The following is a 24,036-nucleotide window of genomic DNA, read 5'->3' as shown; positions in this document are numbered from 1 at the left end:
TGAACTTCACAGAAGGGCCCCTGCATGCCGCACGCCACACAGCACGCGGACGTCGCCACCGCTCAACTCGACTCGGCCCTGCGCGGTGGCCCCTTCCACGTCGCGCTGCGCGCGGCGATCGCCGCACGCGGGCTGCCGCTGCAGCGCGTGCAGCACCATCTGTCCCGCCACGGTGTGAAGGTGGGCGTCACGAGTCTGAGCTACTGGCAGCAGGGGGCCCGGCGCCCGCAGCGTCCGGAGTCCCTGCGCGCCGTGCGGGCCCTGGAGGAGATACTCCAACTGCCCGAGGAGTCGCTGATCCGCCTGCTCGCCGAGTCCGACGCACAGGCCCCGGACCGGCGGCCCGCCCACCACACCTACCGCGCCCGCCTGGCGGCCTCGGGCGTCCTGGACGGGCTGCTGACCGAACTGGGATGCCCGTCACCGGACGGCGGGGTGCACACCCTCGGACACCACGAACGGATCCGCGTCGGGCCCGGCCGTGAACTGGCGGGGCGCGAGTCCCACCTCATCGTCCGCGCCCACCGGGACGGCGTCGACCGCTTCGTCGCCGTCCACTACGGCGATCCGGGGTGCGTCCCCGCGCGGATGAGGGTCCATGCCCTGGAGAACTGCCGCACGGGGCGGGTGCGCGCCCACCACGAGACCGGTCTGCTCGTGACCGAGCTGCTCTTCGACACGCGACTGGGGACCGGCGACACCCATCTCTTCCGTTACGGCGTCGAGGACGGCACGGCCGGTGTGTCGCGCGAGTACGTCCGCGGGTTCGGTACGGCGGGCGGGCAGTACGCGCTCCAGGTGCGGTTCGACGTCGCGGCCCTCCCGGTGCGCTGCCACCGGTTCACGCAGCACTCGCCGGCGGCACCGCGCGGCGGCCGGCAGGAGCTGGCGCTCAGCGGACGGCACCACTCGGTGCACCTGGTGGAACCGCGGGTCAGGTCGGGGATGCTGGGCATCGGCTGGGACTGGGAGTAGGCCTTACGAGGAGGACGCCGGCCCCTTCCGGGGAGGACGACGCCCCCTTCCCGGGAGGACGACGGCTCCCCACCGGTCAGGTCCCCGGGCTCGCGACGATCCGGCCCTGCTTCACCTCGACCGGCAGCTCGACGAGGGGCACGGTCGCGGGGGCGTGCAGCACTTCGCCAGTGCGGGCGTCGAACTCGCTGCCGTGGCAGTTGCAGACGAGGGTGGTTCCCTCCAGCTTCTTGATGGGGCACCCGGCGTGCGTGCACACCGTGCTGAACGCCTTCAGGGAGCCGTCCTCGGCCCGGCTGACCACCACGTTCCCGTCCGGGAAGAGTTTCGTCGCGCCCTTGGCGACCTCGCCGTCCGCGCCGAGGTCCACCGGCGCGGTCGGCCTGGCCGGGACGGCGCCGTCGTCGCCCGGGGAGCAGGCGGCCAGACCGAGTCCGGCGACGGGCGTGGCGGCCACCGAACGCAGGACGGTACGGCGACTCGGAACGGGGCGGCCGGTCATGGGGTCTCCACTGGTCGGGCGGGGTGTGGCGTGAGCGGGGCTGCACTTCGGAGCGACGATATCCGGCTGTCCGGGCGGCCCCGCGGCCCGGGTGGCGGGGAGGCGGAGGCCGCCGTCCGTGGGCGCGTAAACGCTTGCGCAAGCGTTTACGCGTCCATCGGGCATGGGGTACGGTCCGGGCCAGAGCGCGACCGCGAGGCAAGCGAAGGGGGGTGCGCGGTGACGACCATGGCCGACGTCGCGCGGAGCGCCGGGGTCTCCGTGGCGACCGTCTCCCACGTACTCAACGACACCCGCCCGGTGCTGCCGCACACCCGCCGGGCGGTGCTCGACGCCGTCGAGGAGCTGGGCTACACCCCGAACACCCTCGCGCGGTCCCTGGTGACCTCCCGCACCCGCTCCATCGGGCTCGCGGTGTCGGCGATCAGCAACCCGTACTTCACGGAGATCCTCCAGGGCGTCGAGGCCAGTGCGCTCGAACACGGTTACGGCCTGCTCATCGCCGATCCGCACGACGACCCCGGGCACGAGCGCAAGGTCGTCCAGCTGCTGCACGAGCGGCGCGTGGACGGCATGATCGTCGCGCCCTCCGCCGACCCCCGGGATCTCGTCGCCTACCTCGCGCGCCACCGGGTGCCCACGGTGTTCCTCGACCGGATGGTCGACGTACCGGAGGCCGAGGACACCCCGCGTTTCGACCAGGTCTGCGCCGAGGGGGCCGAGCCGACCACCGGACTCGTGGACCATCTCGCCGGGCTGGGCCACCGCCGGATCGGACTGGTGGCCGGCCGGCCGGGACTCAGCACGACCCGCGAGCGGATCACCGGGTACCGGCACGGCCTCGCCGCCGCCGGGCTGCCCTTCGACGAGCGGCTGCTGGTCCACGGCGACTCCGAGGCGGCCGGCGGCGAACGGGCCGCGGCACGACTGCTGTCCCTGGCGGTGCCGCCCACCGCGCTGGTCACCGCCAACAACGCCATGACCATCGGCGCCCTGCGCGCCGTCCGCGAGCGCGGCCTGTCCGTGCCCCGCGACCTCGCGCTGTGCTGCTTCGACGACTTCGCCTGGGCGGACCTCTTCTCGCCCCGGCTCACCGCGGTCGCCCAGCCCAGCAGGGACATCGGCGCGCGGGCCGTACGGCTGCTGCTGGAGCGCCTCGCCGAGCCGGACCGGCCCGCGCGGACCGTACGGCTGCCCTGTTCCTTCGTCCACCGCACCTCCTGCGGCTGCCCCGAGCAGCCCGAAAAGCCCGAACGGCCCGCGCAGCTCCCGGAGCGGTCCGGGCGGTTTTCCTGGCCGTCCGGACCAGCCCACGCCAAGGCCCACGAAAGGACCCTCCCGTGATCGTCGTCGCCGGTGAGGCACTGATCGACCTGGTACCGCAGGGCACGGGCGCCCTCGCCGCGCTGCGGCCCGCGCTCGGCGGCGGTCCGTACAACACCGCCGTCGCGCTGGGCCGCCTCGGCTCGCCCGCCGCGTTCTGTTCCCGGGTGTCGTACGACGCCTTCGGTGAGGCGCTCCTCGACCGGCTGCGCGAGACCGGCGTGGACGTCTCGCCGGTGCAGCGCGGGACCGAGCCGACGACCCTCGCGGTGGCCTCGCTCGAGGCGGACGGCTCGGCGGCGTACTCCTTCTACGTGGACGGGACGGCCGACCGGCTGTTCACGACACCCGCCGGTCTGCCGCCCGGCACCCGGGCCGTCTCCTTCGGGACCTGTTCGCTGGTGCTGGAGCCGGGCGCGAGCGCGTACGAGGAACTGCTGCGCGAGACGGCCGCGCGGGGTGTGTTCACGGCCCTGGACCCGAACATCCGGGCCGGGCTGATCCCGGACCCGGACGCCTACCGGGCCCGGTTCAAGAGCTGGCTGCCGTCGGTGTCGCTGCTGAAGCTGTCCGCCGAGGACGCCGAGTGGCTCGGCGGCACGCCCCGGGAGTGGCTCGCGGCGGGCCCGGCCGCGGTCGTGGTCACCCGGGGCGGCGACGGCCTGACGGCGTTCACCCGTGACGGGGGCGAGTACACGGTGCCGGGGGAGCGCGTCGAGGTGGTGGACACGATCGGCGCCGGCGACACGGTGAACGCGGCCCTGCTGTACGGCCTCGCGGCACGGGACGCGCTCGGCGAGGTGGCGGTGGCCGCTCTGGGGGCGGACGGCTGGGCCGGGCTGCTGGGCTTCGCCGCCCGTGCGGCAGCGGTCACGTGCTCCCGCGCGGGCGCGGAACCGCCGTATGCCCATGAGGTCGCCGGTGCCCATGAGGTCGCCGGCTGACGGACGGACACGGACACCGGATACGGCGCCGGGCCCCACGGACGATTCCGTGGGGCCCGGCGCCGACCGGACTCAGGCCTTGCTCGTCCGCGTGGTCTTCTTCGCGGCGGGCGCGGCGGCCTTCTTGGACGTCTTGGACGTCTTCGCCGCCGTCGCCGTCTTGGCGGCGGTGGCCTTCTTGGCGGCCGTGGCGGTGACCGCCTTGGTGGCGGTCTTCTTGGCGGTGGCCTTGGTCGCGACGGTCTTCGCCGCCTTGCGCGGCCTGGTCACCGAGGCCGCGTCGCTGACCCGGTCGGCGCCGAGAACGTCTTGCAGGAACTTGCCGGTGTGGCTGGCGGGGACGCCCGCGACCTGCTCGGGCGTGCCCTCGGCGACCACGAGGCCGCCGCCGGCGCCGCCCTCCGGGCCCATGTCGACGACCCAGTCGGCGGTCTTGATCACGTCGAGGTTGTGCTCGATGACGATGACCGTGTTGCCCTTGTCGACGAGACCGCCGAGGACGGTCAGCAGCTTGCTGATGTCCTCGAAGTGCAGACCGGTGGTCGGCTCGTCCAGGACGTAGACCGTGCGCCCGGTGGAACGGCGCTGCAGCTCGCTGGCGAGCTTGACGCGCTGGGCCTCACCGCCGGACAGGGTGGTCGCGGACTGGCCGAGCCGGACGTAGCCGAGGCCGACGTCCTTGAGGGTCTTCATGTGCCGGGAGATGGCGGGGACCGCCTCGAAGAAGTCGGTCGCCTCCTCGATCGGCATGTTCAGCACGTCGGCGATGGACTTGCCCTTGTAGTGGACCTCCAGGGTCTCCCGGTTGTACCGGGCACCGTGGCAGACCTCGCACGGGACGTAGACGTCCGGGAGGAAGTTCATCTCGATCTTGATGGTGCCGTCGCCCGAGCAGTTCTCGCAGCGGCCGCCCTTGACGTTGAAGGAGAAGCGGCCGGGCAGGTAGCCCCGGACCTTCGCCTCGGTCGTCTCGGCGAACAGCTTGCGGATGTGGTCGAAGACGCCGGTGTACGTCGCCGGGTTCGACCGCGGGGTGCGGCCGATGGGCGACTGGTCGACGTGGACGACCTTGTCGACGAGGTCGTCGCCGTCCACGCGCGTGTGCCGGCCCGGGACGTTCCGCGCGCCGTTCAGCTCGCGGGCCAGGTGGGTGTACAGGATGTCGTTGACCAGCGTCGACTTGCCGGAGCCCGAGACGCCGGTGACGGCCGTGAAGACGCCCAGCGGGAAGGACACGTCGATGTCCTGGAGGTTGTTCTCCCGGGCACCGTGCACCGTGAGCCGCCGGGAGGGGTCCTGCGGGCGCCGGATGTCGGGCAGCGGGATGGCCTTGCGCCCGGACAGGTACAGGCCGGTCTGCGACTCGGCGTTGTCGAGCAGCTCCTTGAGCGAGCCGCTGTGCACCACCTTGCCGCCGTGCTCTCCGGCACCGGGACCGATGTCGACGATCCAGTCGGCGACCTTGATGGTGTCCTCGTCGTGCTCGACGACGATGAGGGTGTTGCCCATGTCGCGCAGCCGGACGAGGGTCTCGATCAGCCGGTGGTTGTCGCGCTGGTGCAGGCCGATGGACGGCTCGTCGAGGACGTAGAGCACGCCGACGAGTCCGGAGCCGATCTGGGTGGCCAGCCGGATGCGCTGGGCCTCGCCGCCGGAGAGGGTGCCCGCCGCGCGGTTCAGCGAGAGGTAGTCGAGGCCGACGTCGACCAGGAAGCGCAGCCGCTCGTTGACCTCCTTCAGCACTCGCTCGGCGATCTTCTTGTCGCGGGCGTTGAGCTTCAGCTCGCCCAGGAAGTCCGCGCAGTCGCTGATCGACATCGCCGAGACCTCGGCGATCGACCTGCCCATGACGGTGACCGCGAGGACGAGGGGCTTGAGGCGGGTGCCCGCACAGGTGGGGCAGGGCACCTCGCGCATGTAGCCCTCGAAGCGCTCGCGGCTGGAGTCGCTCTCGGCCTCGCTGTGCCGGCGCTTGACGAAGGGGATGGCGCCCTCGAAGGCCGTGGTGTACCGGCGCTCGCGCCCGTACCGGTTGCGGTAGCGGACCTCGACCTGGGTCTTGTGGCCGTTGAGCAGGGCCTTGCGGGCGCGCAGCGGCAGGCCGGCGAAGGGGATGTCCGTGCGGAAGCCGAGCGCGTCCGCGAGGGCGCCGATCAGGCGGCCGAAGTAGTCCTTGGTGTGCCCGTGCGACCAGGGGTGGATGGCGCCCTCGTCGAGGGACTTGTCCTCGTCGGGGACGATCAGCTCCGGGTCGACCTCCATGCGCGTGCCGATGCCGGAGCAGTCGGGGCAGGCGCCGAAGGGCGAGTTGAAGGAGAAGGAGCGGGGCTCCAGCTCCTCGAAGGACAGGTCGTCGTAGGGGCAGTAAAGGTGCTCCGAGTACATGCGCTCGCGCTCGGGGTCGTCCTCGGGGAGGTCGACGAAGTCGAGCACGACCATGCCGCCGGACAGGCCGAGCGCGGTCTCCACGGAGTCGGTGAGGCGCCGCTTGGCGGTCTCCTTCACGGTGAGGCGGTCGACGACCACCTCGACGGTGTGCTTCTCCTGCTTCTTCAGCGTGGGCGGGTTGGACAGCTGGACGGTCTCGCCGTCCACCCGCGCGCGGGAGTAGCCCTTGGTCTGGAGGTCCGCGAAGAGGTCGACGAACTCGCCCTTGCGCTCGCGCACCAGCGGCGACAGCACCTGGAAGCGGCTGCCCTCCGGCAGCTCCAGGACCTTGTCGACGATGGCCTGCGGCGACTGGCGCGAGATCGGCCGGGAGCACTCCGGGCAGTGCGGCTTGCCGATGCGGGCGAAGAGCAGGCGCAGGTAGTCGTAGACCTCGGTGATGGTGCCGACCGTGGAGCGCGGGTTGCGCGAGGTCGACTTCTGGTCGATGGAGACCGCCGGGGAGAGGCCCTCGATGAAGTCGACGTCCGGCTTGTCCATCTGTCCGAGGAACTGCCGGGCGTAGGAGGAGAGCGACTCCACGTAGCGCCGCTGGCCCTCGGCGAAGATGGTGTCGAAGGCCAGGGAGGACTTGCCCGACCCGGACAGGCCCGTGAAGACGATGAGCGAGTCACGAGGCAGGTCGAGCGAGACGTTCTTCAGGTTGTGCTCACGCGCGCCACGGACGATGAGACGGTCGGCCACGCCGGTCCGCACCTTTCTTGAGAGAAGTGACAGGGGCGGGGCCCCCGTCTTTCTCAGACTAGGGGGAGCCACTGACAACGCCGGTCGGATTCACCGGTTGTCAACAAACCCCGACTTCCCAGCATGCCCGACGCCGCAGTCGAGCTTATAGCACGTGCATTCGATTTACGGGGGTCGGCCGCAACCTTCACCCGAAGGTGTGGTGCGGTCTAGGGTCAGCAGCATGATTGATCACGCTCATGACCTGGCGTCTGTACGTGACGCTACCGAGCGGCTGCTGACCGCGGTCGGGAAACTGGACAACGCGTCCGTGACGCAGTCGTCACGGCTGCCCGGCTGGAGCCGCGGTCACGTCCTCGCCCACCTCGCCCGCAACGCCGACGCCCTCGTGAACGTCCTCGAAGGACGCCCCATGTACGTCTCCGGCGAGGCCCGGGACGCCGACATCGAGCGGGACGCCCCGCGCCTCCTCGACGCCCAGCTCGCGGACGTGCGCGAGAGCGCGGCCCGGTTCCAGGACGTCGGTGCCGCCCCCGCGGACTGGTCGCGCACGGTGGAGCTGCGCAACGGGATCACGGACTCGGCCTCCAGGGTGCCGTTCCGCAGGTGGGTCGAGGTGGAGCTGCACCACGTCGACCTGGGCATCGGCTACGAGCTGGAGGACCTTCCGGCGGAGTTCACCGAGCGGGAGACCGACTTCCTCGCCGCCCGGTTCACCGGGCACCCCGACGTACCGCCCACCCGGCTCACGGACGGCACGCGCACGTGGAGCACGGGACGGGAGGCCGACGCCCCCGAGGTGACCGTCACCGGTCCCCCGGCCGATCTGCTGGGCTGGCTCGCCGGTCGCCGTGCGGGCACCGCGCTCACGGCGGAGGGCGGCGCGCTGCCGGCACTGCCTCCGCTGTAGGCAGGCGGAAGGCGGCCGGGGAGGCGGCTTGCGGGCCGCCTCCCGGCGCTAGGCTGGCCGTCATGACGTACAGCGGAGAGGTGACGGTCGGCGGACCCGCCGACGTGCACGAGCTCAAGGATCTGATGATCACCAAGGTCGCGGTCGGCCCGATGAACAACAACGCCTATCTGCTGCGCTGCCGGGCCACCGACGAGCAACTGCTGATCGACGCCGCCAACGAAGCGCACACCCTGCTCGGCACGATCGGTGACGACGGCATCGCCTCCGTCGTCACCACCCACCGGCACGGCGACCACTGGCAGGCGCTCGCCGAGGTCGTCGCGGCCACCGGCGCCCGCACCCACGCCGGCCGGCACGACGCCGAGGGCATCCCGGTGCCGACCGACGTCCTGGTGGACGACGGCGACACCATCCGGGTGGGCCAGGTGGAACTCACCGCACGCCACATCGTCGGACACACACCGGGCTCCATCGTCCTGGTCTACGACGACCCGCACGGGCATCCGCACGTGTTCACTGGCGACTGTCTCTTCCCGGGCGGGGTGGGGAACACGTTCAAGGACCCGGAGGCCTTCGCGAGCCTGATCCACGACGTGGAGACCAAGGTCTTCGACGCGCTGCCGGACGAGACCTGGGTCTACCCGGGGCACGGCGACGACACGACGCTCGGCGCGGAGCGGCCGCACCTGCCGGAGTGGCGGGCGCGCGGCTGGTGACGGGCGGGCGCGCGGGCCGGCGGCGGGTGGACCCGCGCCGGTGACGGACCGGCGGGCGCGTGCGGTGCGAGCCCGCCGACCCGCGCACGGCCGCGCGTACGCGCTCCGCGACCTCCGTACGCGCCCCGTGTGAAGCGTTCGCACACACCCGCGGGCCGCGCGCGCTCCCGCCGCACCGGTGCGGCGCGGTCGACTGGTGGCAGCCCCGCACAGGATCGACGGCTCCTGGGCGGCACGGGCCGCCGGCCTCCCGATCCCCGCCCTCGGCCGGCGGCCCCGGCGCCTCAGGTCCTGGCCGAGCCCGCCCCGGCCAGGGCCGCGATCCGCTCCACGCCGAACACGTACCCCTGGACTCCGCATCCCGCGACGACGCCGTCGGCACGCTGCGAGACGTAGGAGTGGTGACGGAACGGCTCGCGCTGGTGGATGTTGGAGATGTGGACCTCCACCACCGGCAACCCGTCGCACGTGTTGAGGGCGTCCAGGATGGCGACGGACGTGTGCGAGTAGGCGGCGGGGTTGATCACGATCCCGCAGTGGTTCAGCCGGGCCTCCTGGATCCAGTCGACCAGTTCGCCCTCGTGGTTGGACTGCCGGAAGTCCACCGTGCCGCCGTGTGCGGCCGCCGCCTTGACGCACAGCGCCTCGACGTCGGCGAGGGTGTCGGAGCCGTAGATCTCCGGCTGGCGCTGGCCGAGCAGGTTCAGGTTGGGCCCGTTGAGGATCATGATCGGGGCGGTCGCCAGGGTGCGGGGCACGGTTCCTCCGGTCCGTGAGGGGTGCGGCGGCCCTTGCACGACCGCTGCTCGGTCCCCGGTTTATCACGGTGCGCGGCCGCCCCGGCGAGCCGTACTCTCCGCGTATGACGGTGATCGCGTACCCGCCCAAGCCCTCGCCGGGTGACCGCGTCGCGGTGGTGTCCCCCGCGTCCGGACTGCCGGGACTCTTCCCGCTCCCCTACGAGTTGGGCGTGGAGCGCCTGCGCAAGGAGTACGGCCTCGAGCCCGTCGAATACCCGGCTACCCGGAAGACGGGCTCGTCGCCCGCCGAGCGTGCCGCCGACCTCCACGCGGCCTTCGCCGACCCCGGCATCAAGGCGGTCTTCGCGTCGATCGGCGGCGACGACCAGATCACCGTGCTGCCGTTCCTCGACCGGGAGCTGATCCGGGCCAACCCGAAACCGTTCTTCGGCGTGAGCGACAACACCAACCTGCTCGCCTACCTGCGCAACACCGGGATCGTCGGCTTTCACGGCGCGAGCGTGATGGTGGAGCTGGGCCGTCCCGGCGCCATGCACCCGCAGACCGCCGACTCGCTGCGTGCCGCGCTGTTCACTCCGGGTCCGTACGAACTGCGGCCCGCCGAGCGCTGGAACGACGTCGACCGCGACTGGGCCGACCCCGCGACCTTCGACGCCGAACCCGAGACGCGCCCCGGGGCGGGCTGGTCCTGGGAGAACGCCGGCCGGGTGGTCGAGGGACGTACGTGGGGCGGCTGCCTGGAGATCCTCGCCTGGCTGCTGATGGCCGACCGCGAGATCGCGCGCGATCCGGCGGAGTACGACGGTGACGTGCTGTTCCTGGAGACGTCCGAGGAACTGCCGGCCGCGGAGGAGGTTTTCCGCATCCTCCGCAACATGGGCGAGCGCGGGCTGCTCGGACGCTTCTCGGCGCTGCTGATGGGCCGCCCGAAGACCTGGTCCTTCCAGCGTCCCAACGGCCCCGAGGAGGCTGCCCGGTACGCGGCGGAGCAGCGTGCGGCGGTCCTGCGCGCGATGCGCGCCTATGCTCCGGACACCATGATCGTGTTCGACGTGGACCTCGGCCACACCGATCCGCAGGTGGTCGTCCCGTACGGGGGCACCGTGCGGGTCGACGGACCCGCCCGGCGCATCACCGTGACCTACTGACCCTCCCGCCCGGTCTACGGATTGACGGCCAGCTCCAGGTACGCCGCGAACAGCACCAGGTGGACGCCGCCCTGGAGGGGCGTGGCCCGGCCCGGTACGACCGTCAGGGAGGCCACGACCACGGTCAGGGCGAGCAGCACCATGTGGATGGAGCTGAGGCCCAGGACCAGCGGCCCGGAGAGCCACACGGAGGCCAGGGCGACCGCGGGGATGGTCAGGCCGATGCTGGCCATGGCGGAGCCGAGTGCGAGGTTCAGGCTGGTCTGCACCCGGTCGCGGCGCGCGGAACGCACCGCGGCGATCGTCTCGGGGAGCAGGACCAGCAACGCGATGACCACGCCGACGACGGCGTGGTGGAGTCCGGCGGCCGCGACCACGCTCTCGATGGTCGGCGACACGCCCTTCGCGAGGCCGACGACCCCGATGAGTGCCAGGCCCAGCATGCCGAGGCTGGTCAGGGCCGTGCGCGAGGACGGCGCGTCGGCGTGCTCCTCGGACGTGATCACTTCGCCCTGCCGGGTGATCGGCAGGAAGTAGTCGCGGTGCCGCACGGTCAGGGTCGCGATGAACAGGCCGTAGAGGACGAGCGAGGACAGTGCCGCGAAGGTCAGCTGCACGGTGGAGAACTCCGGGCCGGGCGCGCTGGTGGTGAACGTCGGCAGCACCAGGCTGAGGGTGGCCAGGGTCGCCACCGTCGCGAGGGCGGCGCCGGTGCCCTCCGGGTTGAAGACCGCGATGCCGTGGCGCAGGGAGGCGACGAGGAGGCTGAGGCCGACGACCCCGTTGCAGGTGATCATGACGGCGGCGAAGACGGTGTCCCTGGCCAGGGTCGCGCTCTTGTCGCCGCCGTCCGCCATGAGGGTCACGATGAGCGCGACCTCGATGACCGTGACGGCGATGGCGAGGACCAGGGAGCCGAAGGGCTCGCCGACCCGGTGGGCGACCACCTCGGCATGGTGCACGGCGGCCAGCACGGACGCCGCCAGGACGATGGTGAGCAGGGCGACGACCACACCGGGCAGCGAGCGGCCCCAGGTGAGTACGAGCAGCACGACCGCGACCACGGGCGTGACGGTCGTCCACCGTGCGAGGAACGCCCTGGGACCGGTGACCATGCGGTGATCGTCGCAGAGGGCGACGGGGCACGCACGCCGGGTCCCCGGGCCGCTCACCCGCCGGGCCGGCCGCCCCTGCCCGGCACGCGAAGGGCGCCGGGCATGCGGGGAGCGGCGAACGGCTCCGCGCCGTTCGCCGCTCCCCGGCCCGGTGGGTCAGGCCTCGACGCTGTCCTTCGAGGCGTCGCCGCTCCCGGCGGCCGCCGCTTCCGCCTCGGCCTGCTTCTTCGAGGCGCGGAGGCTGGTGATCGTGGTGACGATCAGGACGGAGCAGATCACGCCGAGCGAGACCGGAATGCTGATCTCGGGGACATGGACGCCGGACTCGTGCAGAGCGTGCAGCACCAGCTTGACGCCGATGAAGCCCAGGATCACGGAGAGTCCGTACGAGAGGTGGACCAGCTTCTTCAGCAGACCGCCGATGAGGAAGTACAGCTGGCGCAGGCCCATCAGCGCGAACGCGTTGGCCGTGAACACGATGTACGGGTCCTGGGTCAGGCCGAAGATCGCCGGGATGGAGTCGAGGGCGAAGAGCACGTCGGTGGTGCCGATCGCGAGCATCACGACCAGCATCGGGGTCATGATCCGCTTGCCGTTCTCCTCGATCCACAGCTTGGTGCCGTGGTACCGGTCGGCGACGCCGAAGCGGCGCTCGGCGGCCTTGAGGAGCTTGTTCTCCTCGAACTCCTCGTCGTCCTCGTCGGCCCGGGCCTCCTGGATGAGCTTCCAGGCGGTGTAGATGAGGAAGGCGCCGAAGATGTAGAAGACCCAGGCGAAGCTGGCGAGGATCGCGGCACCCGCGGCGATGAAGATGGCCCTGAGGACCAGGGCTATGAGGACACCGATGAGCAGGACCCGCTGCTGGTACTGCGAGGGCACCGCGAACTTCGCCATGATCAGGACGAAGACGAAGAGGTTGTCCACGCTCAGCGACTTCTCGGTGATGAAGCCCGCGAAGAACTCGCCGGCGGGTTCACCGCCGCCGAAGAGGAGCAGGCCGAGCCCGAAGAGGCCCGCCAGGGCGATCCAGACGCCGGTCCAGATGCCGGCTTCCTTGATCGATACGTCGTGCGGCTTGCGGCCGATGAAGAAATCGACCGCGATGAGGGCGGCGAGGCCCACGATGGTCAGGACCCACAGGGTCACCGAAACTTCCACTTACGCCTCCGGCAGTACGTCACACGGCAGATGTCAGCGTCGTCGCTGCCGGAGGTCTCTTCCACCCCGGTCCGGGACACGTGAAGCGTCCGAACCACGGGCCGACGCCCCGGGATCTGGCCTGATCCGTATTGACGGGTACGCCGCAGCAGACAGGGAGTACTCCCCTCCGTACGGACGACAGTACCCCAATCACCAAGGGAAGGTAAAGAGATTTGCAAATTAAGCTCAAAAGACCAGCTCGGAGGCGGTCACCGATCCCATGAGCGGCGGGCGGCGGCGACCTGCGCGAGCACCTGCTGGAGCACCTGGCTGCCGGGCGGCACGAGCGGCGGCTCGTACGTCCAGGCATGCCCGACCCACGGGTCGGCGAGGTGGTCCTCGGCCACCGGTGTCAGCCGGAGCAGGGAGCGCCACAGCGGGTCGAGCAGCGGACCGAACCCGGAGGACTCCTCACGGTCGGCGACCATCATCAGGTGGACACCGACGGCCGGCCCCTCGTCGGCGAGGTAGCGCAGCTGGTTGACGGCCCGGTCGTCGAAACCGTGCGGGAAGTCGTTGACGATCAGCAGTTGGTGCGAGGTGTCGAGGCCGGGCGGGAGCGCGTCGGGAGCGCCCCCGCGCAACGCCATCTGCACCAGGTCGACGCGCTCGGTGAGACGGGACAGCACCTCCGTCGCCCCCGCGGCGCCCTGGGCCGGCGGCGCGGCGAGCACCCCGCTGTGCACCAGCGGCGCCAGTGCCTGCGCGCCGGAACCGGCCGGGTCGATGACGTGCACGGTGAACTCGCCCGGCGGATAGACGGCGAGCAGCCGGGCCGCGTGGGCGACGGCCGTCTCCAGGCCCAGGCGCCTCATCTCGTGGGAGTCGGCGAACGAACCGTCGAGCGAGGCGGAGCGTCCGCTGTCGATCCACAGGCCGCGCTCGAGCGGCAGCCGGATCAGCATGGGGATGCGTATGCGGTCGGCCTCGGGCAGGTGGAGATCGCCCAGCCGCAGCGCCATCGGGATCTCCATGGGGACGCGGTAGGCGTGCCAGACGGGGTTGTCCCAGCGCGCGAACGCGGCCGGGAGCGCGGGCTCCACGACCTCGGCCTCCGCGACGAGCTGGGCGACGTCCCGGTCCAGGACCTCCCGGGCCTGGGACACCAGCTCGCCGTGCCGGGCACGCGCCGCCTCCCGGGCGGCGTCGCCCTGTCCGCCGATCCGGTTGCGCGGGTCGGACAGGACCTGGTCGAGCTCCTTCTCCATGCGGGAGTCGGCGAAGTCGACGGCGCTGCGGTAGGCGGCCGTGGTGCGGGCCAGGTCCTCGAACATGCCCCACACCTGGTTGTAGAGCCGCTCCTCCATGGACCAGCCGGTGGCGTCACCGGCGACGGGCCGGGCGGGCCGGCCCGGTTCGGCCGGGGCCGCGGCCGGCGGGGGCGGGGGCGGCGCCGCGGTCTGCCGGCGCGGGTGGCTGTAGTCGATGGGGCCGTCTCCGCCGGGCGCGGCCGGCTGGCCGGCGGTGGCGGGCTCCCCCGGACCGCCCGGGTACGGCTGCTGCGCTCCGTGCTGTCCGGGCGCCCCGGGACCCTGCGGGCCGGGCCCGGAACCGGGGGCACCCTGGGAGTCGTACGGCGACGACGCCGGCGGTACGGAGCCGCCGGTACCGGTCCGCGGCGCGGTGCCTTGGTCCGGACGGTGCGCCGGGGCGGCGGCCGGAGGGGCCGGCACCGAACGGGCCAGCCCGCTCGCCACCGCCTCGTGGATGCTCCCCGCGAGCTGGTGGGCCTGGGGCAGCTGCTGGTCGGCGAAGAGTTCGGCGAGGCCGCCCGCGTAGCCCTGGCCGACGGCGCGCACCTTCCAGGCGCCCTGGCGCCGGTAGAGCTCCAGGGCGACGACGGCGGACTCGGCCTCCAGGCCGGTGATGGTGTAGCTGGCGACCTCGGCGCCGTCGAGGCCGGTGACGGCGACGAAGGGCGCGGCGACGGCGCCGAAACGGGCCGGTCCCCTGCCGCCGGTGGGCAGGGCGAGCAGCACGCTGACGCGGTGCACGGCGTCCGGGACGGCGTCCAGGTCCACCGCGAGGCGGTGGTCGGCGGCGGCCTGCCGGGAGACCTCCAGGCCGGGCAGGGTGGGCGCGCCCGGGTGTGCCACCTGTGCGACGCCGTGGACGGTGCCGTCCTCGTCGCCCAGCGTGGCCCCGGCCACGACCGGTGTGCCGGCCGAGACCCGGATCTCGAGACGAGCCCCGGGAAGCGGGTGGTTCTGTCCCCGCGTCAGCTCGGCCGTCATCGCCTGTCCCCCTGTGTCAGTCGTACGTCGCCCGCGAGGCGTCACGCGGGTCTGGCCGGCCCCGCGTACGGGACCGGCCGGTTGTGTCGGACGGCTGCGGGCCGGACCGCCGCAGCCGGCTCCAGCGTGCCGGGCGCTACAGGACCGGCAGGATCGCCGGCATCAGGTCCTGGAAGGTGCGGCCATTGGCCGGGGTGCCGATCGCGGTCATCGCCCAGCCCTGGCCCGCGCGGTGCACCTTGGCCATGATCTGCGCCGTGAAGGCGCCGCCGCCGGCCAGGGTGTAGCGGGCCAGTTCCTGGCCGTTGGTCTCGTCGACCAGGCGGCAGAAGGCGTTCTGCACCTCCTGGAAGGTCTGGCCGGTGAAGGAGTTCACCGTGAAGACGATCTGGTCGATGTGGACCGGAACGCGCTGGAGGTCGACGAGGATCGCCTCGTCGTCCCCGCCCTGGCCGACACCGCCGACGAGGTTGTCCCCGGTGTGGCGCACCGAGCCGTCGTCGCTCACCAGGTGGCGGAAGAAGACGACGTCGACCGGCTGCTTGTCCGCGAAGAGGACCGCGGAGGCATCCAGGTCGATCTCCCGGGTGCGCGAACCGAACAGGCCGCGCCGGGGAGCCGCCTGCCAGCCGAGACCCATGCGCACGGACGTCAGGGTGCCGCCGTCGCTCTTCTGCAGACTGATGGCCTGACCCTTGGTCATGTTGACGGTCACGCGCTGATCCCCTCTCGAACTGTCCCCTGTTGCCGCGTTGCCCGCGGTTGACCAGAACACTACGCAGGGGCACTGACAGTGCCCCACCCCGGACCGCGCTTTGTGTCGGTCTTGCAACACAGTGCGCTGTTCCGACGGGCCGTCAGGCCAGGCCCGCCTCCTTCATCTGACGCAGTTCCTTCTTCATTTCGGAGACCTCGTCGCGCAGCCGGGCCGCGATCTCGAACTGGAGGTCGGCCGCGGCGGCGCGCATCCGGTTGGTGAGATCCTCGATCTGCTCGGCCAGATCCGCCGCCGGGCGGTCGCTCACCGCCGTTTCCTTCGCCCGGCCCTTGGCCGCCTTGGTCCCGCCCGTCGTCTGGCCGCCCAGCGCGGGCACCGGGGCCTTGGCGCCCTTGCCCTCCTTCGTCTGGCGGTAGCCCGAGCCGAGGAGCTGCTCGGTGTCGACGTCCTCGCGGGCGATCTGGGCGACGATGTCGTTGATCTTCTTGCGGAGCGGCTGGGGATCGATGCCGTTCGCCTTGTTGAACGCGACCTGCTTCTCGCGGCGCCGGTTGGTCTCGTCGATGGCCTTCTCCATCGCCGGCGTGATCTTGTCCGCGTACATGTGGACCTGGCCGGAGACGTTGCGCGCCGCGCGGCCGATGGTCTGGATCAGGGACGTGCCGGAGCGCAGGAAGCCCTCCTTGTCGGCGTCGAGGATCGCCACCAGGGACACCTCGGGCAGGTCGAGGCCCTCGCGCAGCAGGTTGATGCCGACCAGGACGTCGTACTCGCCGGCGCGCAGCTCACGGAGCAGCTCGACGCGGCGCAGCGTGTCGACGTCGCTGTGGAGGTAGCGGACCTGGATGCCGAGCTCCACGAAGTAGTCGGTGAGGTCCTCGGCCATCTTCTTGGTGAGGGTGGTGACCAGGACGCGCTCGTCCTTCTCGGTCCGCGTGCGGATCTCGTGCACCAGGTCGTCGATCTGCCCCTCGGTGGGCTTGACGACGACCTCCGGGTCGACCAGGCCGGTGGGGCGGATGATCTGCTCGACGGCGCCGTCCCCACGGGAGAGCTCGTAGGCGCCGGGGGTCGCGGACAGGTACACGGTCTGCCCGATGCGCTCCTGGAACTCCTCCCACTTCAGCGGGCGGTTGTCGAGGGCGGAGGGCAGCCGGAAGCCGTGGTCGACCAGGGTCCGCTTGCGGGAGGCGTCGCCCTCGTACATGGCGCCGATCTGCGGGACGGTGACGTGCGACTCGTCGATGACGAGCAGGAAGTCGTCCGGGAAGTAGTCGAGGAGCGTGTTCGGCGGGGAGCCGGGCGAGCGGCCGTCGAAGTGCATCGAGTAGTTCTCCACGCCGGAGCAGGAGCCGATCTGGCGGAGCATCTCGATGTCGTACGTGGTGCGCATGCGCAGCCGCTGGGCCTCCAGGAGCTTGCCCTGCTTCTCCAGCTCGGTCAGGCGCTCGGCCAGCTCCTTCTCGATGTCGTTGACCGCCCGCTCCAGGCGCTCGGGGCCGGCGACGTAGTGGGAGGCCGGGAAGACGTACAGCTGCTGGTCGTCGCTGATGATCTCGCCGGTGACCGGGTGGAGCGTGGACAGGGCCTCGATCTCGTCGCCGAACATCTCGATGCGGACGGCCAGCTCCTCGTAGACCGGGAAGATCTCGATGGTGTCGCCGCGCACCCGGAAGGTGCCGCGGGCGAAGGCCACGTCGTTGCGCGTGTACTGGATGTCGACGAAGCGGCGCAGCAGCTCGTCCCGGTCGTGCTCCTCGCCGACCCGCAGGGGGACCATGCGGTCCACGTACTCCTGGGGGGTGCCGAGGCCGTAGATGCAGGAGACGGAGGCGACCACGACGACGTCGCGGCGGGTGAGCAGCGAGTTGGTGGCGGAGTGACGCAGGCGCTCCACCTCCTCGTTGATCGAGGAGTCCTTCTCGATGTAGGTGTCCGACTGGGGGACGTACGCCTCGGGCTGGTAGTAGTCGTAGTACGAGACGAAGTACTCGACGGCGTTGTTGGGCAGCAGCTCGCGGAACTCGTTCGCCAGCTGGGCGGCCAGGGTCTTGTTCGGCGCCATCACCAGGGTGGGGCGCTGGAGCTTCTCGATCATCCACGCGGTGGTGGCGGACTTGCCGGTGCCGGTGGCGCCGAGCAGGACGACGTCCTTCTCGCCTGCCTGGACGCGCCGGGCCAGCTCGGCGATGGCGGTCGGCTGGTCGCCGCTGGGCTGGTAGGGGCTGACGACCTCGAAGGGCGCCACCGTGCGTTCGATCTGGGAAACGGGCCGCATGGGTTCCACCGTACGACCCCGCACTGACAACGGGTCCCGGTCAGCGGTTCTGCGGGGTGCGGGAGCGCCGGTGGGCGAGGGGCCGGCGGGCGCGCCGGGCGGGGTGGTGCGCCGGGTGCCGGACCGTGCGCGGCACCTCGGTGTGGGCGGGGATGCCCGGTTTCCGCTCCACGGGGGCCACGGCGGGCCTCCCCATGACCATCAGCGGGTCGAACAGGACGACGACGCCGGCCAGGAGGAGGAAGGCGAGGGGGCCGATCAGCATGGGCGCGAGCAGTTCGGCGGACGATCCGCCGACGGTGGGCTCGGTCGTGCCGGTGAGATGGACCTCGAGGGCGGCCATGCCCGTGTAGTGCATGCCGGTGACGGCCAGCCCCATGACCAGGGCGGCGCCCACGCTCCACAGGAAGCCCCGGACCTGTCCGGCCGCCCACAGGGCGGCGGTGGCGGCGGCCATGGCTATGACGACGGACGCGGCGACGGTGACGGTGTTGTACGTCAGCTGCCCGTCCAGGTGCATCCCGGCCATTCCCAGGTAGTGCATCGAGGCGATGCCCAGGCCGGTGACGGTGCCGCCGGTGAACAGGGCCGTGCCGCGCGCGCCCCGGTAGCCGACGATGAAGATCCCCACGCCGACCATGACCACGGCGACGGCGAGGCTGGCGAAGGTCATCAGCCAGTCGTAGCGGATCGGGGTGTGTTCGATCGTGAACCCCATCATCGCGACGAAGTGCATGGTCCAGATGCCGGAACCGATCGCGGCCGAGCCGAGGGCGAGCCATCCGGGGCGCCACGAGCGGGTGACCAGCATGGCCCTGGCGGTGCAGCGCAGACCGAGGGCGCCGCCGAGGCAGGCCATCAGATAGGCCACCAGCGGTGTGACGAGTCCGTAGCTGAATCCGTCGACCGTGCTTTGCATGTGCGGCTGCCTTTCCGCCTTCTTACACCCCGGTGGTGTCCCGGTTGCTCCTGATGTGCGCCCCCTCCCAGGACCGCGCGGGCGATCAGGGTCGAGGCAGAGAGTATGACTTCCACCGGAATGGTCGAACGATTCTCCGGCAAAGAATCACGGTCTCGCCCCAGTTGTGCCGCCTCCGTGAGCGTAGTTGAGCAACTCCATTCAGCCCGTGGCCACTCCGCGCCCCTCTTTTGTTGACGCTCTGGTGTCACAGTGGTGCTGTCCGTGATCGTTCGAGGCGAGGAGTACGCATGCCCGTACGCGCAGTAGCCGTCACGACCACCGCTCTTCTGGGGGTCGCCCTCACAGCACCCCTCTCGCACGCCCGGGCCGACGAGGCGGCCGGCGACGGGCCCGTGGTCGTCGCCCACCGGGGTGCTTCCGGGTACGCGCCCGAGAACACGCTGGCCGCCGTCGACCGGGCGGCGGAGCTGGGTTTCCGCTGGGTGGAGAACGACGTCCAGCGCACCCGGGACGGCGAACTCGTCGTCCTCCACGACGAGAGCCTGGCGCGTACGACCGACGTGGAGGAGGTCTTCCCGGACCGGTCGCCCTGGAAGGTGAAGGACTTCACCGCCGCCGAGATCGCGCGGCTGGACGCGGGGAGCTGGTTCGGGCCCGAGTACGCGGGCGCGCGCGTGCCGACGCTGGAGCAGTACGTGCACCGCGTGGAGCACAACCACCAGAAGCTGCTGCTGGAGCTGAAGAGCCCCGGACTGTACCCGGGCATCGAGCGGCAGACCCTCAAGATCCTCGCCAACGAGGGCTGGCTCGACCGGCGGCACGTGGCGGGACGGCTGGTCGTGCAGAGCTTCGACGCCGACAGCATCCGAACGGTCCACGATCTCAAGCCGGCCGTCAAGACCGGTTTCCTCGGCACTCCGGCCGTGTCGGAGCTGCCGGCGTACGCGGAGTTCGCCGACCAGATCAACCCGTCGCACGGCTCCCTCTCCATGAGCTACGTGTCCTCGGTGCACGCGTTCACGGGCCCGCACGACAGGCCGCTGGAGGTGCTCACCTGGACGGTGAACGACGCGGAGACCGCGCGCCGGGTCGCCGGGTACGGGGTCGACGGCATCATCACCAACAAGCCCGACGTGGTGCGGGACGCCGTGGACTGACCCGGGCGCCGTGGACCGGCGGGGCGTTGTCAGTGGCGGGTCGTACGGTGGGCGCATGGACAGCCATGGGCAGTACGAGCAGCGGGTCGTGTGGACCGTCGTCGGCACCGGCATCGGTCCGCTGCTGCTGGCCGCCACCCGCGACGGCCTGGTCAACGTCGTGTTCCACGCCACCGACGCCGCGCGGGACCGGGCGCTCGAAAGGCTCGCTGCCCGGCTGGGCACGGAGCCCGTCGAGGCGTCCGGTTCTCCGCTGCTGACCGAGGCGATACGTCAGGTGGAGGCGTACTTCGCCGGCCTCAGGCGCGACTTCGAGCTGCCGCTTGACTGGTCGCTGATCTCGGGCTTCAACCGGCAGGTGCTGCGCGAGCTGGCCTCCGGCGTTCCCTACGGCGAGGTCGTCGGTTACGGCGACCTCGCCGGCCGGGTGGGCCGCCCGGGCGGCGCGCAGGCGGTGGGCATGGCCATGGGGGCCAATCCGTTGCCGGTCGTCGTGCCGTGTCACCGGGTCGTGGAGAGCGACGGCGGCATCGGCGGGTTCGGCGGCGGCGTGGACACCAAGCGGCGGCTGCTCGCCCTGGAGGGCGTGCTGCCCGAGCCGTTGTTCTGACGGGCGGCACCGGCCTCCGGGCGGGCAGGCAGGCAGTCGGGCGGGGGGCGGGACCAGCAGGCCGCTACTCGTAGTGCCTGGCCTCGATGATGTTGCCGTCCGGGTCGCCGAAGTAGAAGCTGCGCCGGGCGCTGCCGCGGGCTCCGTAGGCGCCGTGCGAGAGGTCGGACATCGGTATGGACTGCTCGTCCAGGCGGACGCGCAGGGCGTCGAAGTCGTGCGCGGACAGGGATACGCAGATGTGGTTGACGGGATGCCCGGCACTGGCGTCGGCTCCGGGCAGCATGCGCATCCGGGCCGCCATGGAACGCGGTGCGAGGTCGAGGATGGTCTCGTCGTCGATCCGCACGGAGGGGAAGCTCACGGTCCCCGCGGTGTACTCGCCGACCCGCAGGGGTTCGAAGCCCAGGTTCTTCTCGTAGAAGCCGGCCGCGGCGACCGGGTCGCTCACCCACAGGACGACGTGGTCGAGACGTGTCGTGTTGTCTGTCATGGCCCCAGGCTCACGGCCCGCCCCGGGGGCCGCAACGGTTTTGTTCCCGCACCGGCGGGGTTTGGCCGGGGCCCCGGCCCGCCAGGGATGAGGGAGAGCTGAGCACAGGGAGACCGTCCGGACGGGAGGCAGGCACGTGATGCTGGTGGTGTCGGAAGAGGTGCGGGAGGGGGTCGACGCACGTCGCCCCGTGGTGGCCCTGGAGTCCACGATCATCGCGCACGGCCTGCCGCGCCCGCGCAACCTGCTGGTGGCCCGGGAGCTGGAGGAGGCGGTGCGGCGGGAGGGCGCCGTACCCGCGACGGTCGCCGTGCTGGACGGTCGGCCGCATGTCGGCCTGGACAAGGAGCAGCTGGAGCGGGTCGCCAATGAGGACGGCATCCGCAAGCTGGGTCACCGGGACCTGCCCCTCGCGGTGGCCTCGGGGGCGAGCGGGGCGACCACCGTGTCGGCGACCGCCCTGCTGGCGGCCCTCGCGGGCGTGCGGGTGTTCGCGACGGGCGGGCTGGGCGGCGTCCACCGGGAGTGGACGGTGACCCAGGACGAGTCGGCCGACCTGGGCCTGCTGGCCCGCACCCGGATCACGGTGGTCTGCGCGGGCGTGAAGTCCATCCTGGACGTCCCGGCGACCCTGCAACGGCTGGAGACGCTGGGCGTCGCGGTGGCCGGTTACGGGACGGACCGCTTCCCCGGCTTCTACCTGTCCGACTCGGGACACCCGGTGGACTGGACGCTGGACGACCCGGAGCAGGTGGCGGCGGTCATGCGGGCGCAGGACGCGCTGGGCGTGCCGCCGTCCGCGCTCGTGGTCGCCAACCCGGTGCCCGAGGAGGAGCAGCTCGATCCCGCGCTCCACGCGCGCGTGCTCGCCGACGCGCTGCACGCGTGCGAGGCGGAGGGGATCTCGGGCCAGGCGGTCACGCCGTTCCTCCTCGAACGCCTGGTACGGCTCACCGACGGTGCCTCGCTGAGCGCCAACCTGGCGGCGGTGCGGGGGAACGTGCGGCTGGCGGCCCGGATCGCGGCGGCCTGGACCGGGGCATGAGCACCGCTCCGGTGAGCACCGCCCCGGAGGGCACCGCCCCCGGGGACGCGCTGCTGGTCGTGGGGGACGTGGTCACGGACGTCGTCGCCCGGCACCGGGGACCGCTGGCCGCCGGCACGGACACCGCCGCCTCGATCCGGCGGCTGCCCGGCGGAGCGGGGGCCAACGTGGCCTGCTGGGCCGCGTACGCGGGCTGCGCGGACGTAAGGCTGCTGGGCCGGGTGGGCGCGGACGCGGCCGCGTGGCACGAGCGGGAGCTGGCGGCGTGCGGGGTGCGTCCGCTGCTCGTCGTCGACGCGACGGCGCCCACGGGGACGGTGATCTGCCTCGTCGACACCGGTGACTCGGCCGAGCGGACGTTCCTGACGGACAGCGGGGCGTCGCTGCTGATCGGGCCGGACGACTGGTCGGACACGCTGCTCGACGGCGTCGGCCGGCTGCACCTGTCGGGCTATCTCCTCTTCTCGGAGCCGGGCCGCGCCCTGGTGTCGGCCGCCCTGGCCGCGGCCCGCGCGCGTGGGGTGCCGGTCAGCCTGGACCCGGCGTCGGCCGGGTTCCTCACCGAGCTGGGCGTCGGCCGTTTCCTCGGCCTGGTCGAGGGCGTGGACGTGCTGCTCCCCAGCCGTGCCGAGGCGGGTCTGCTCACCGGCCTGCCCGACGCGGCGGACGCGGCCGCGAAGCTCAGCCGGCACGTTCCGCTGGTGGTCGCCAAGCAGGGCGCGGAAGGGGCACTGGTGGCCCGGTCCGGCACGGTGAGCGCGCGGGTCGCCGCCGTCACGGCGTCGCCGCGGGACAGTACGGGCGCGGGGGACGCCTTCACCGGCGCGTTCCTCGCCGCACTGCTCACGGGCGCGGAGCCCGAGGAGGCGGCGGCCGCCGGGTGCCGGGCGGGCGCACGGGCGGTCGAAGGGGTGGGCGGGAGACCGCCGCGTGCGGAGGAACCGCGTACGGAGGAACCGCGTACGAACGAGCCGCGTACGGACGGGCCGCGTACGGACGGGCCGCGAGCGGCCGACGGGTAGCCGCGGTCACCCCTTGCGGCCCCATGCCGAGATCATCGGCGCGGTCGCGAGGTCCATGCCGCCGGACGCGACGTTCGCGAGGTGGCGGTCGATGTCGTCGTGGGAGGCCACCCCCGCGGAGACCAGCTGGTCGCGGACCTGACGTACGGTCGCCGACTCCAGGGCGGCGCACGCCGGCGAGGTGACCGGAAAGTAGGCGTCGGCCTCCACCCGGCGCAGGCCCGCATCCCGCAGCAGCCGGGGCAGCCGGCGGCCGTAGGACAGGTCGGCGCCACGCCGGGACAGCAGCTGGCGGAAGCCGTGCCGCAGCCGGTTCGCCAACTGCTGCTCCGGGCCGTGCTCGTCGGGGCAGAGCAGGGGCTGGAGCGCCGGGTCCGCGTCCTCGACCAGGAGGCGGCCACCCGGCCGCAGGGCCTTGATCATGGACCGCAACGCCTGTTCCCGGTCGGGGACATGGACGAGCACGAGCCGCGCGTGGACGAGGTCGAAGCCGTCCCCCGGCGGTTCCTCCGCGCCGACGTCGTGCACCCGCACCTCGACCGGCGGACGGCCGGCCGGGGCGACGCGTGAGGTGTCGATGTCCGTCGCGAGAACCCTGCCGGTCGGCCCCACCCGCTTGGCCAGCCACGACACCACCGACGTGCCGCCGGCCCCGACCTCCCAGCAGCGCCACCCCGGGCCGACGCCGAGCGCCTGGAGGTGCCGGAACGTGGTGGGGTCGAAGAGCGTGGCGAAGGCGTCGAAGCGCTCCGCAGCCTCGGACTGACCGTTGTCGAGGAGGTATCCGTCGGTTCGCGTCATGCTGGGATCATCCCAGTTGTCCCGCTT

Annotated in this window: 21 protein-coding genes; 10 read left to right on the top strand and 11 right to left on the bottom strand. The window is 72.1% G+C overall.

Annotated elements, in window-relative coordinates; translation table 11 throughout:
* Positions 1-24 precede the first annotated feature (24 nt).
* Complete coding sequence (locus tag Sco07f_RS29715) at positions 25-975, top strand: hypothetical protein (protein WP_007448229.1); 951 nt, start codon at positions 25-27, stop codon at positions 973-975.
* Between the two features lie 76 nt (positions 976-1,051).
* On the opposite strand, the gene Sco07f_RS29710 is transcribed toward Sco07f_RS29715, so the two are convergent.
* A complete protein-coding gene (locus tag Sco07f_RS29710; protein WP_007448228.1) occupies positions 1,052-1,477 on the bottom strand; it encodes a Rieske (2Fe-2S) protein in 426 nt (141 codons plus the stop codon).
* A gap of 219 nt (positions 1,478-1,696) precedes the next feature.
* Here Sco07f_RS29710 and Sco07f_RS29705 point away from each other — a divergent pair, with 219 nt between their 5' ends.
* Positions 1,697-2,821, top strand: a complete 1,125-nt coding sequence (locus tag Sco07f_RS29705; protein WP_108989653.1) for a LacI family DNA-binding transcriptional regulator — start codon at positions 1,697-1,699, stop codon at positions 2,819-2,821.
* Positions 2,818-3,744 carry a carbohydrate kinase family protein gene (locus Sco07f_RS29700; RefSeq protein ID WP_108989652.1) on the top strand — a complete coding sequence of 309 codons (927 nt, stop codon included), beginning with the start codon at positions 2,818-2,820 and terminating at the stop codon, positions 3,742-3,744. The genes Sco07f_RS29705 and Sco07f_RS29700 overlap by 4 nt, the downstream gene beginning before the upstream one ends.
* A gap of 72 nt (positions 3,745-3,816) precedes the next feature.
* Here the strand turns inward: Sco07f_RS29700 and uvrA are convergent, their stop codons facing one another.
* Positions 3,817-6,876 carry an excinuclease ABC subunit UvrA gene (uvrA, locus tag Sco07f_RS29695; RefSeq protein WP_108989651.1) on the bottom strand — a complete coding sequence of 1,020 codons (3,060 nt, stop codon included), beginning with the start codon at positions 6,874-6,876 and terminating at the stop codon, positions 3,817-3,819.
* A gap of 223 nt (positions 6,877-7,099) precedes the next feature.
* Between uvrA and Sco07f_RS29690 the strand changes: the two genes are divergently transcribed.
* Both Sco07f_RS29690 and Sco07f_RS29685 read left to right on the top strand, forming a co-directional pair.
* Positions 7,100-7,786, top strand: coding sequence for a maleylpyruvate isomerase family mycothiol-dependent enzyme (locus Sco07f_RS29690; RefSeq protein WP_108989650.1), 687 nt, complete (start codon positions 7,100-7,102; stop codon positions 7,784-7,786).
* Positions 7,787-7,848: 62 nt separating this feature from the next.
* Positions 7,849-8,505: an MBL fold metallo-hydrolase gene (locus Sco07f_RS29685; protein ID WP_108989649.1), complete on the top strand. Its 657-nt coding sequence runs from the start codon at positions 7,849-7,851 to the stop codon at positions 8,503-8,505.
* A 284-nt stretch (positions 8,506-8,789) separates the two neighbouring features.
* Here the strand turns inward: Sco07f_RS29685 and aroQ are convergent, their stop codons facing one another.
* A complete protein-coding gene (aroQ, locus tag Sco07f_RS29680) occupies positions 8,790-9,263 on the bottom strand; it encodes a type II 3-dehydroquinate dehydratase (RefSeq protein ID WP_007448354.1) in 474 nt (157 codons plus the stop codon).
* Between the two features lie 104 nt (positions 9,264-9,367).
* Here aroQ and Sco07f_RS29675 point away from each other — a divergent pair, with 104 nt between their 5' ends.
* Positions 9,368-10,414, top strand: a complete 1,047-nt coding sequence (locus tag Sco07f_RS29675; RefSeq protein WP_007448356.1) for a S66 family peptidase — start codon at positions 9,368-9,370, stop codon at positions 10,412-10,414.
* Between the two features lie 14 nt (positions 10,415-10,428).
* Here the strand turns inward: Sco07f_RS29675 and Sco07f_RS29670 are convergent, their stop codons facing one another.
* The 6 genes from Sco07f_RS29670 to Sco07f_RS29645 all read right to left on the bottom strand — a co-directional run bounded on the left by Sco07f_RS29670 (position 10,429) and on the right by Sco07f_RS29645 (position 18,878).
* Positions 10,429-11,529 carry a calcium:cation antiporter gene (locus tag Sco07f_RS29670; RefSeq protein ID WP_042825936.1) on the bottom strand — a complete coding sequence of 367 codons (1,101 nt, stop codon included), beginning with the start codon at positions 11,527-11,529 and terminating at the stop codon, positions 10,429-10,431.
* A 156-nt stretch (positions 11,530-11,685) separates the two neighbouring features.
* Complete coding sequence (locus Sco07f_RS29665; protein ID WP_007442053.1) at positions 11,686-12,687, bottom strand: TerC/Alx family metal homeostasis membrane protein; 1,002 nt, start codon at positions 12,685-12,687, stop codon at positions 11,686-11,688.
* A gap of 251 nt (positions 12,688-12,938) precedes the next feature.
* Entirely contained in the window at positions 12,939-14,963 is a 2,025-nt protein-coding gene (locus Sco07f_RS29660) for a TerD family protein (RefSeq protein WP_108989648.1), read from the bottom strand.
* A 136-nt stretch (positions 14,964-15,099) separates the two neighbouring features.
* On the bottom strand, positions 15,100-15,678 hold the full coding sequence (locus Sco07f_RS29655; protein WP_007448387.1) for a TerD family protein: 579 nt from the start codon (positions 15,676-15,678) through the stop codon (positions 15,100-15,102).
* A 142-nt stretch (positions 15,679-15,820) separates the two neighbouring features.
* The gene (gene uvrB / locus Sco07f_RS29650) at positions 15,821-17,959 is read right to left on the bottom strand and encodes an excinuclease ABC subunit UvrB (RefSeq protein WP_007448389.1); all 2,139 of its coding nucleotides are present in this window, start codon (positions 17,957-17,959) and stop codon (positions 15,821-15,823) included.
* A gap of 40 nt (positions 17,960-17,999) precedes the next feature.
* The gene (locus Sco07f_RS29645) at positions 18,000-18,878 is read right to left on the bottom strand and encodes an MHYT domain-containing protein (RefSeq protein ID WP_054103408.1); all 879 of its coding nucleotides are present in this window, start codon (positions 18,876-18,878) and stop codon (positions 18,000-18,002) included.
* Between the two features lie 290 nt (positions 18,879-19,168).
* Here Sco07f_RS29645 and Sco07f_RS29640 point away from each other — a divergent pair, with 290 nt between their 5' ends.
* Both Sco07f_RS29640 and Sco07f_RS29635 read left to right on the top strand, forming a co-directional pair.
* Positions 19,169-20,038: a glycerophosphodiester phosphodiesterase gene (locus tag Sco07f_RS29640; protein WP_108989647.1), complete on the top strand. Its 870-nt coding sequence runs from the start codon at positions 19,169-19,171 to the stop codon at positions 20,036-20,038.
* Positions 20,039-20,093: 55 nt separating this feature from the next.
* Positions 20,094-20,648 carry a methylated-DNA--[protein]-cysteine S-methyltransferase gene (locus Sco07f_RS29635; protein ID WP_108989646.1) on the top strand — a complete coding sequence of 185 codons (555 nt, stop codon included), beginning with the start codon at positions 20,094-20,096 and terminating at the stop codon, positions 20,646-20,648.
* Positions 20,649-20,712: 64 nt separating this feature from the next.
* Here Sco07f_RS29635 and Sco07f_RS29630 read toward each other — a convergent pair whose 3' ends face one another.
* Positions 20,713-21,141 carry a VOC family protein gene (locus Sco07f_RS29630; protein WP_108989645.1) on the bottom strand — a complete coding sequence of 143 codons (429 nt, stop codon included), beginning with the start codon at positions 21,139-21,141 and terminating at the stop codon, positions 20,713-20,715.
* Between the two features lie 136 nt (positions 21,142-21,277).
* Between Sco07f_RS29630 and Sco07f_RS29625 the strand changes: the two genes are divergently transcribed.
* Together Sco07f_RS29625 and Sco07f_RS29620 are read left to right on the top strand one after the other, a co-directional pair.
* Positions 21,278-22,186 carry a pseudouridine-5'-phosphate glycosidase gene (locus Sco07f_RS29625; protein ID WP_167468266.1) on the top strand — a complete coding sequence of 303 codons (909 nt, stop codon included), beginning with the start codon at positions 21,278-21,280 and terminating at the stop codon, positions 22,184-22,186.
* The gene (locus tag Sco07f_RS29620; RefSeq protein ID WP_108989643.1) at positions 22,183-23,208 is read left to right on the top strand and encodes a carbohydrate kinase family protein; all 1,026 of its coding nucleotides are present in this window, start codon (positions 22,183-22,185) and stop codon (positions 23,206-23,208) included. The genes Sco07f_RS29625 and Sco07f_RS29620 overlap by 4 nt, the downstream gene beginning before the upstream one ends.
* A gap of 6 nt (positions 23,209-23,214) precedes the next feature.
* Here Sco07f_RS29620 and Sco07f_RS29615 read toward each other — a convergent pair whose 3' ends face one another.
* Entirely contained in the window at positions 23,215-24,009 is a 795-nt protein-coding gene (locus Sco07f_RS29615) for a methyltransferase (RefSeq protein WP_007448397.1), read from the bottom strand.
* Positions 24,010-24,036 lie beyond the last annotated feature (27 nt).

This window comes from Streptomyces coelicoflavus (assembly GCF_003112555.1).
In the GTDB taxonomy this organism is placed as follows: domain Bacteria; phylum Actinomycetota; class Actinomycetes; order Streptomycetales; family Streptomycetaceae; genus Streptomyces; species Streptomyces coelicoflavus.
This window is presented reverse-complemented; position numbering and strand designations above follow the sequence as displayed.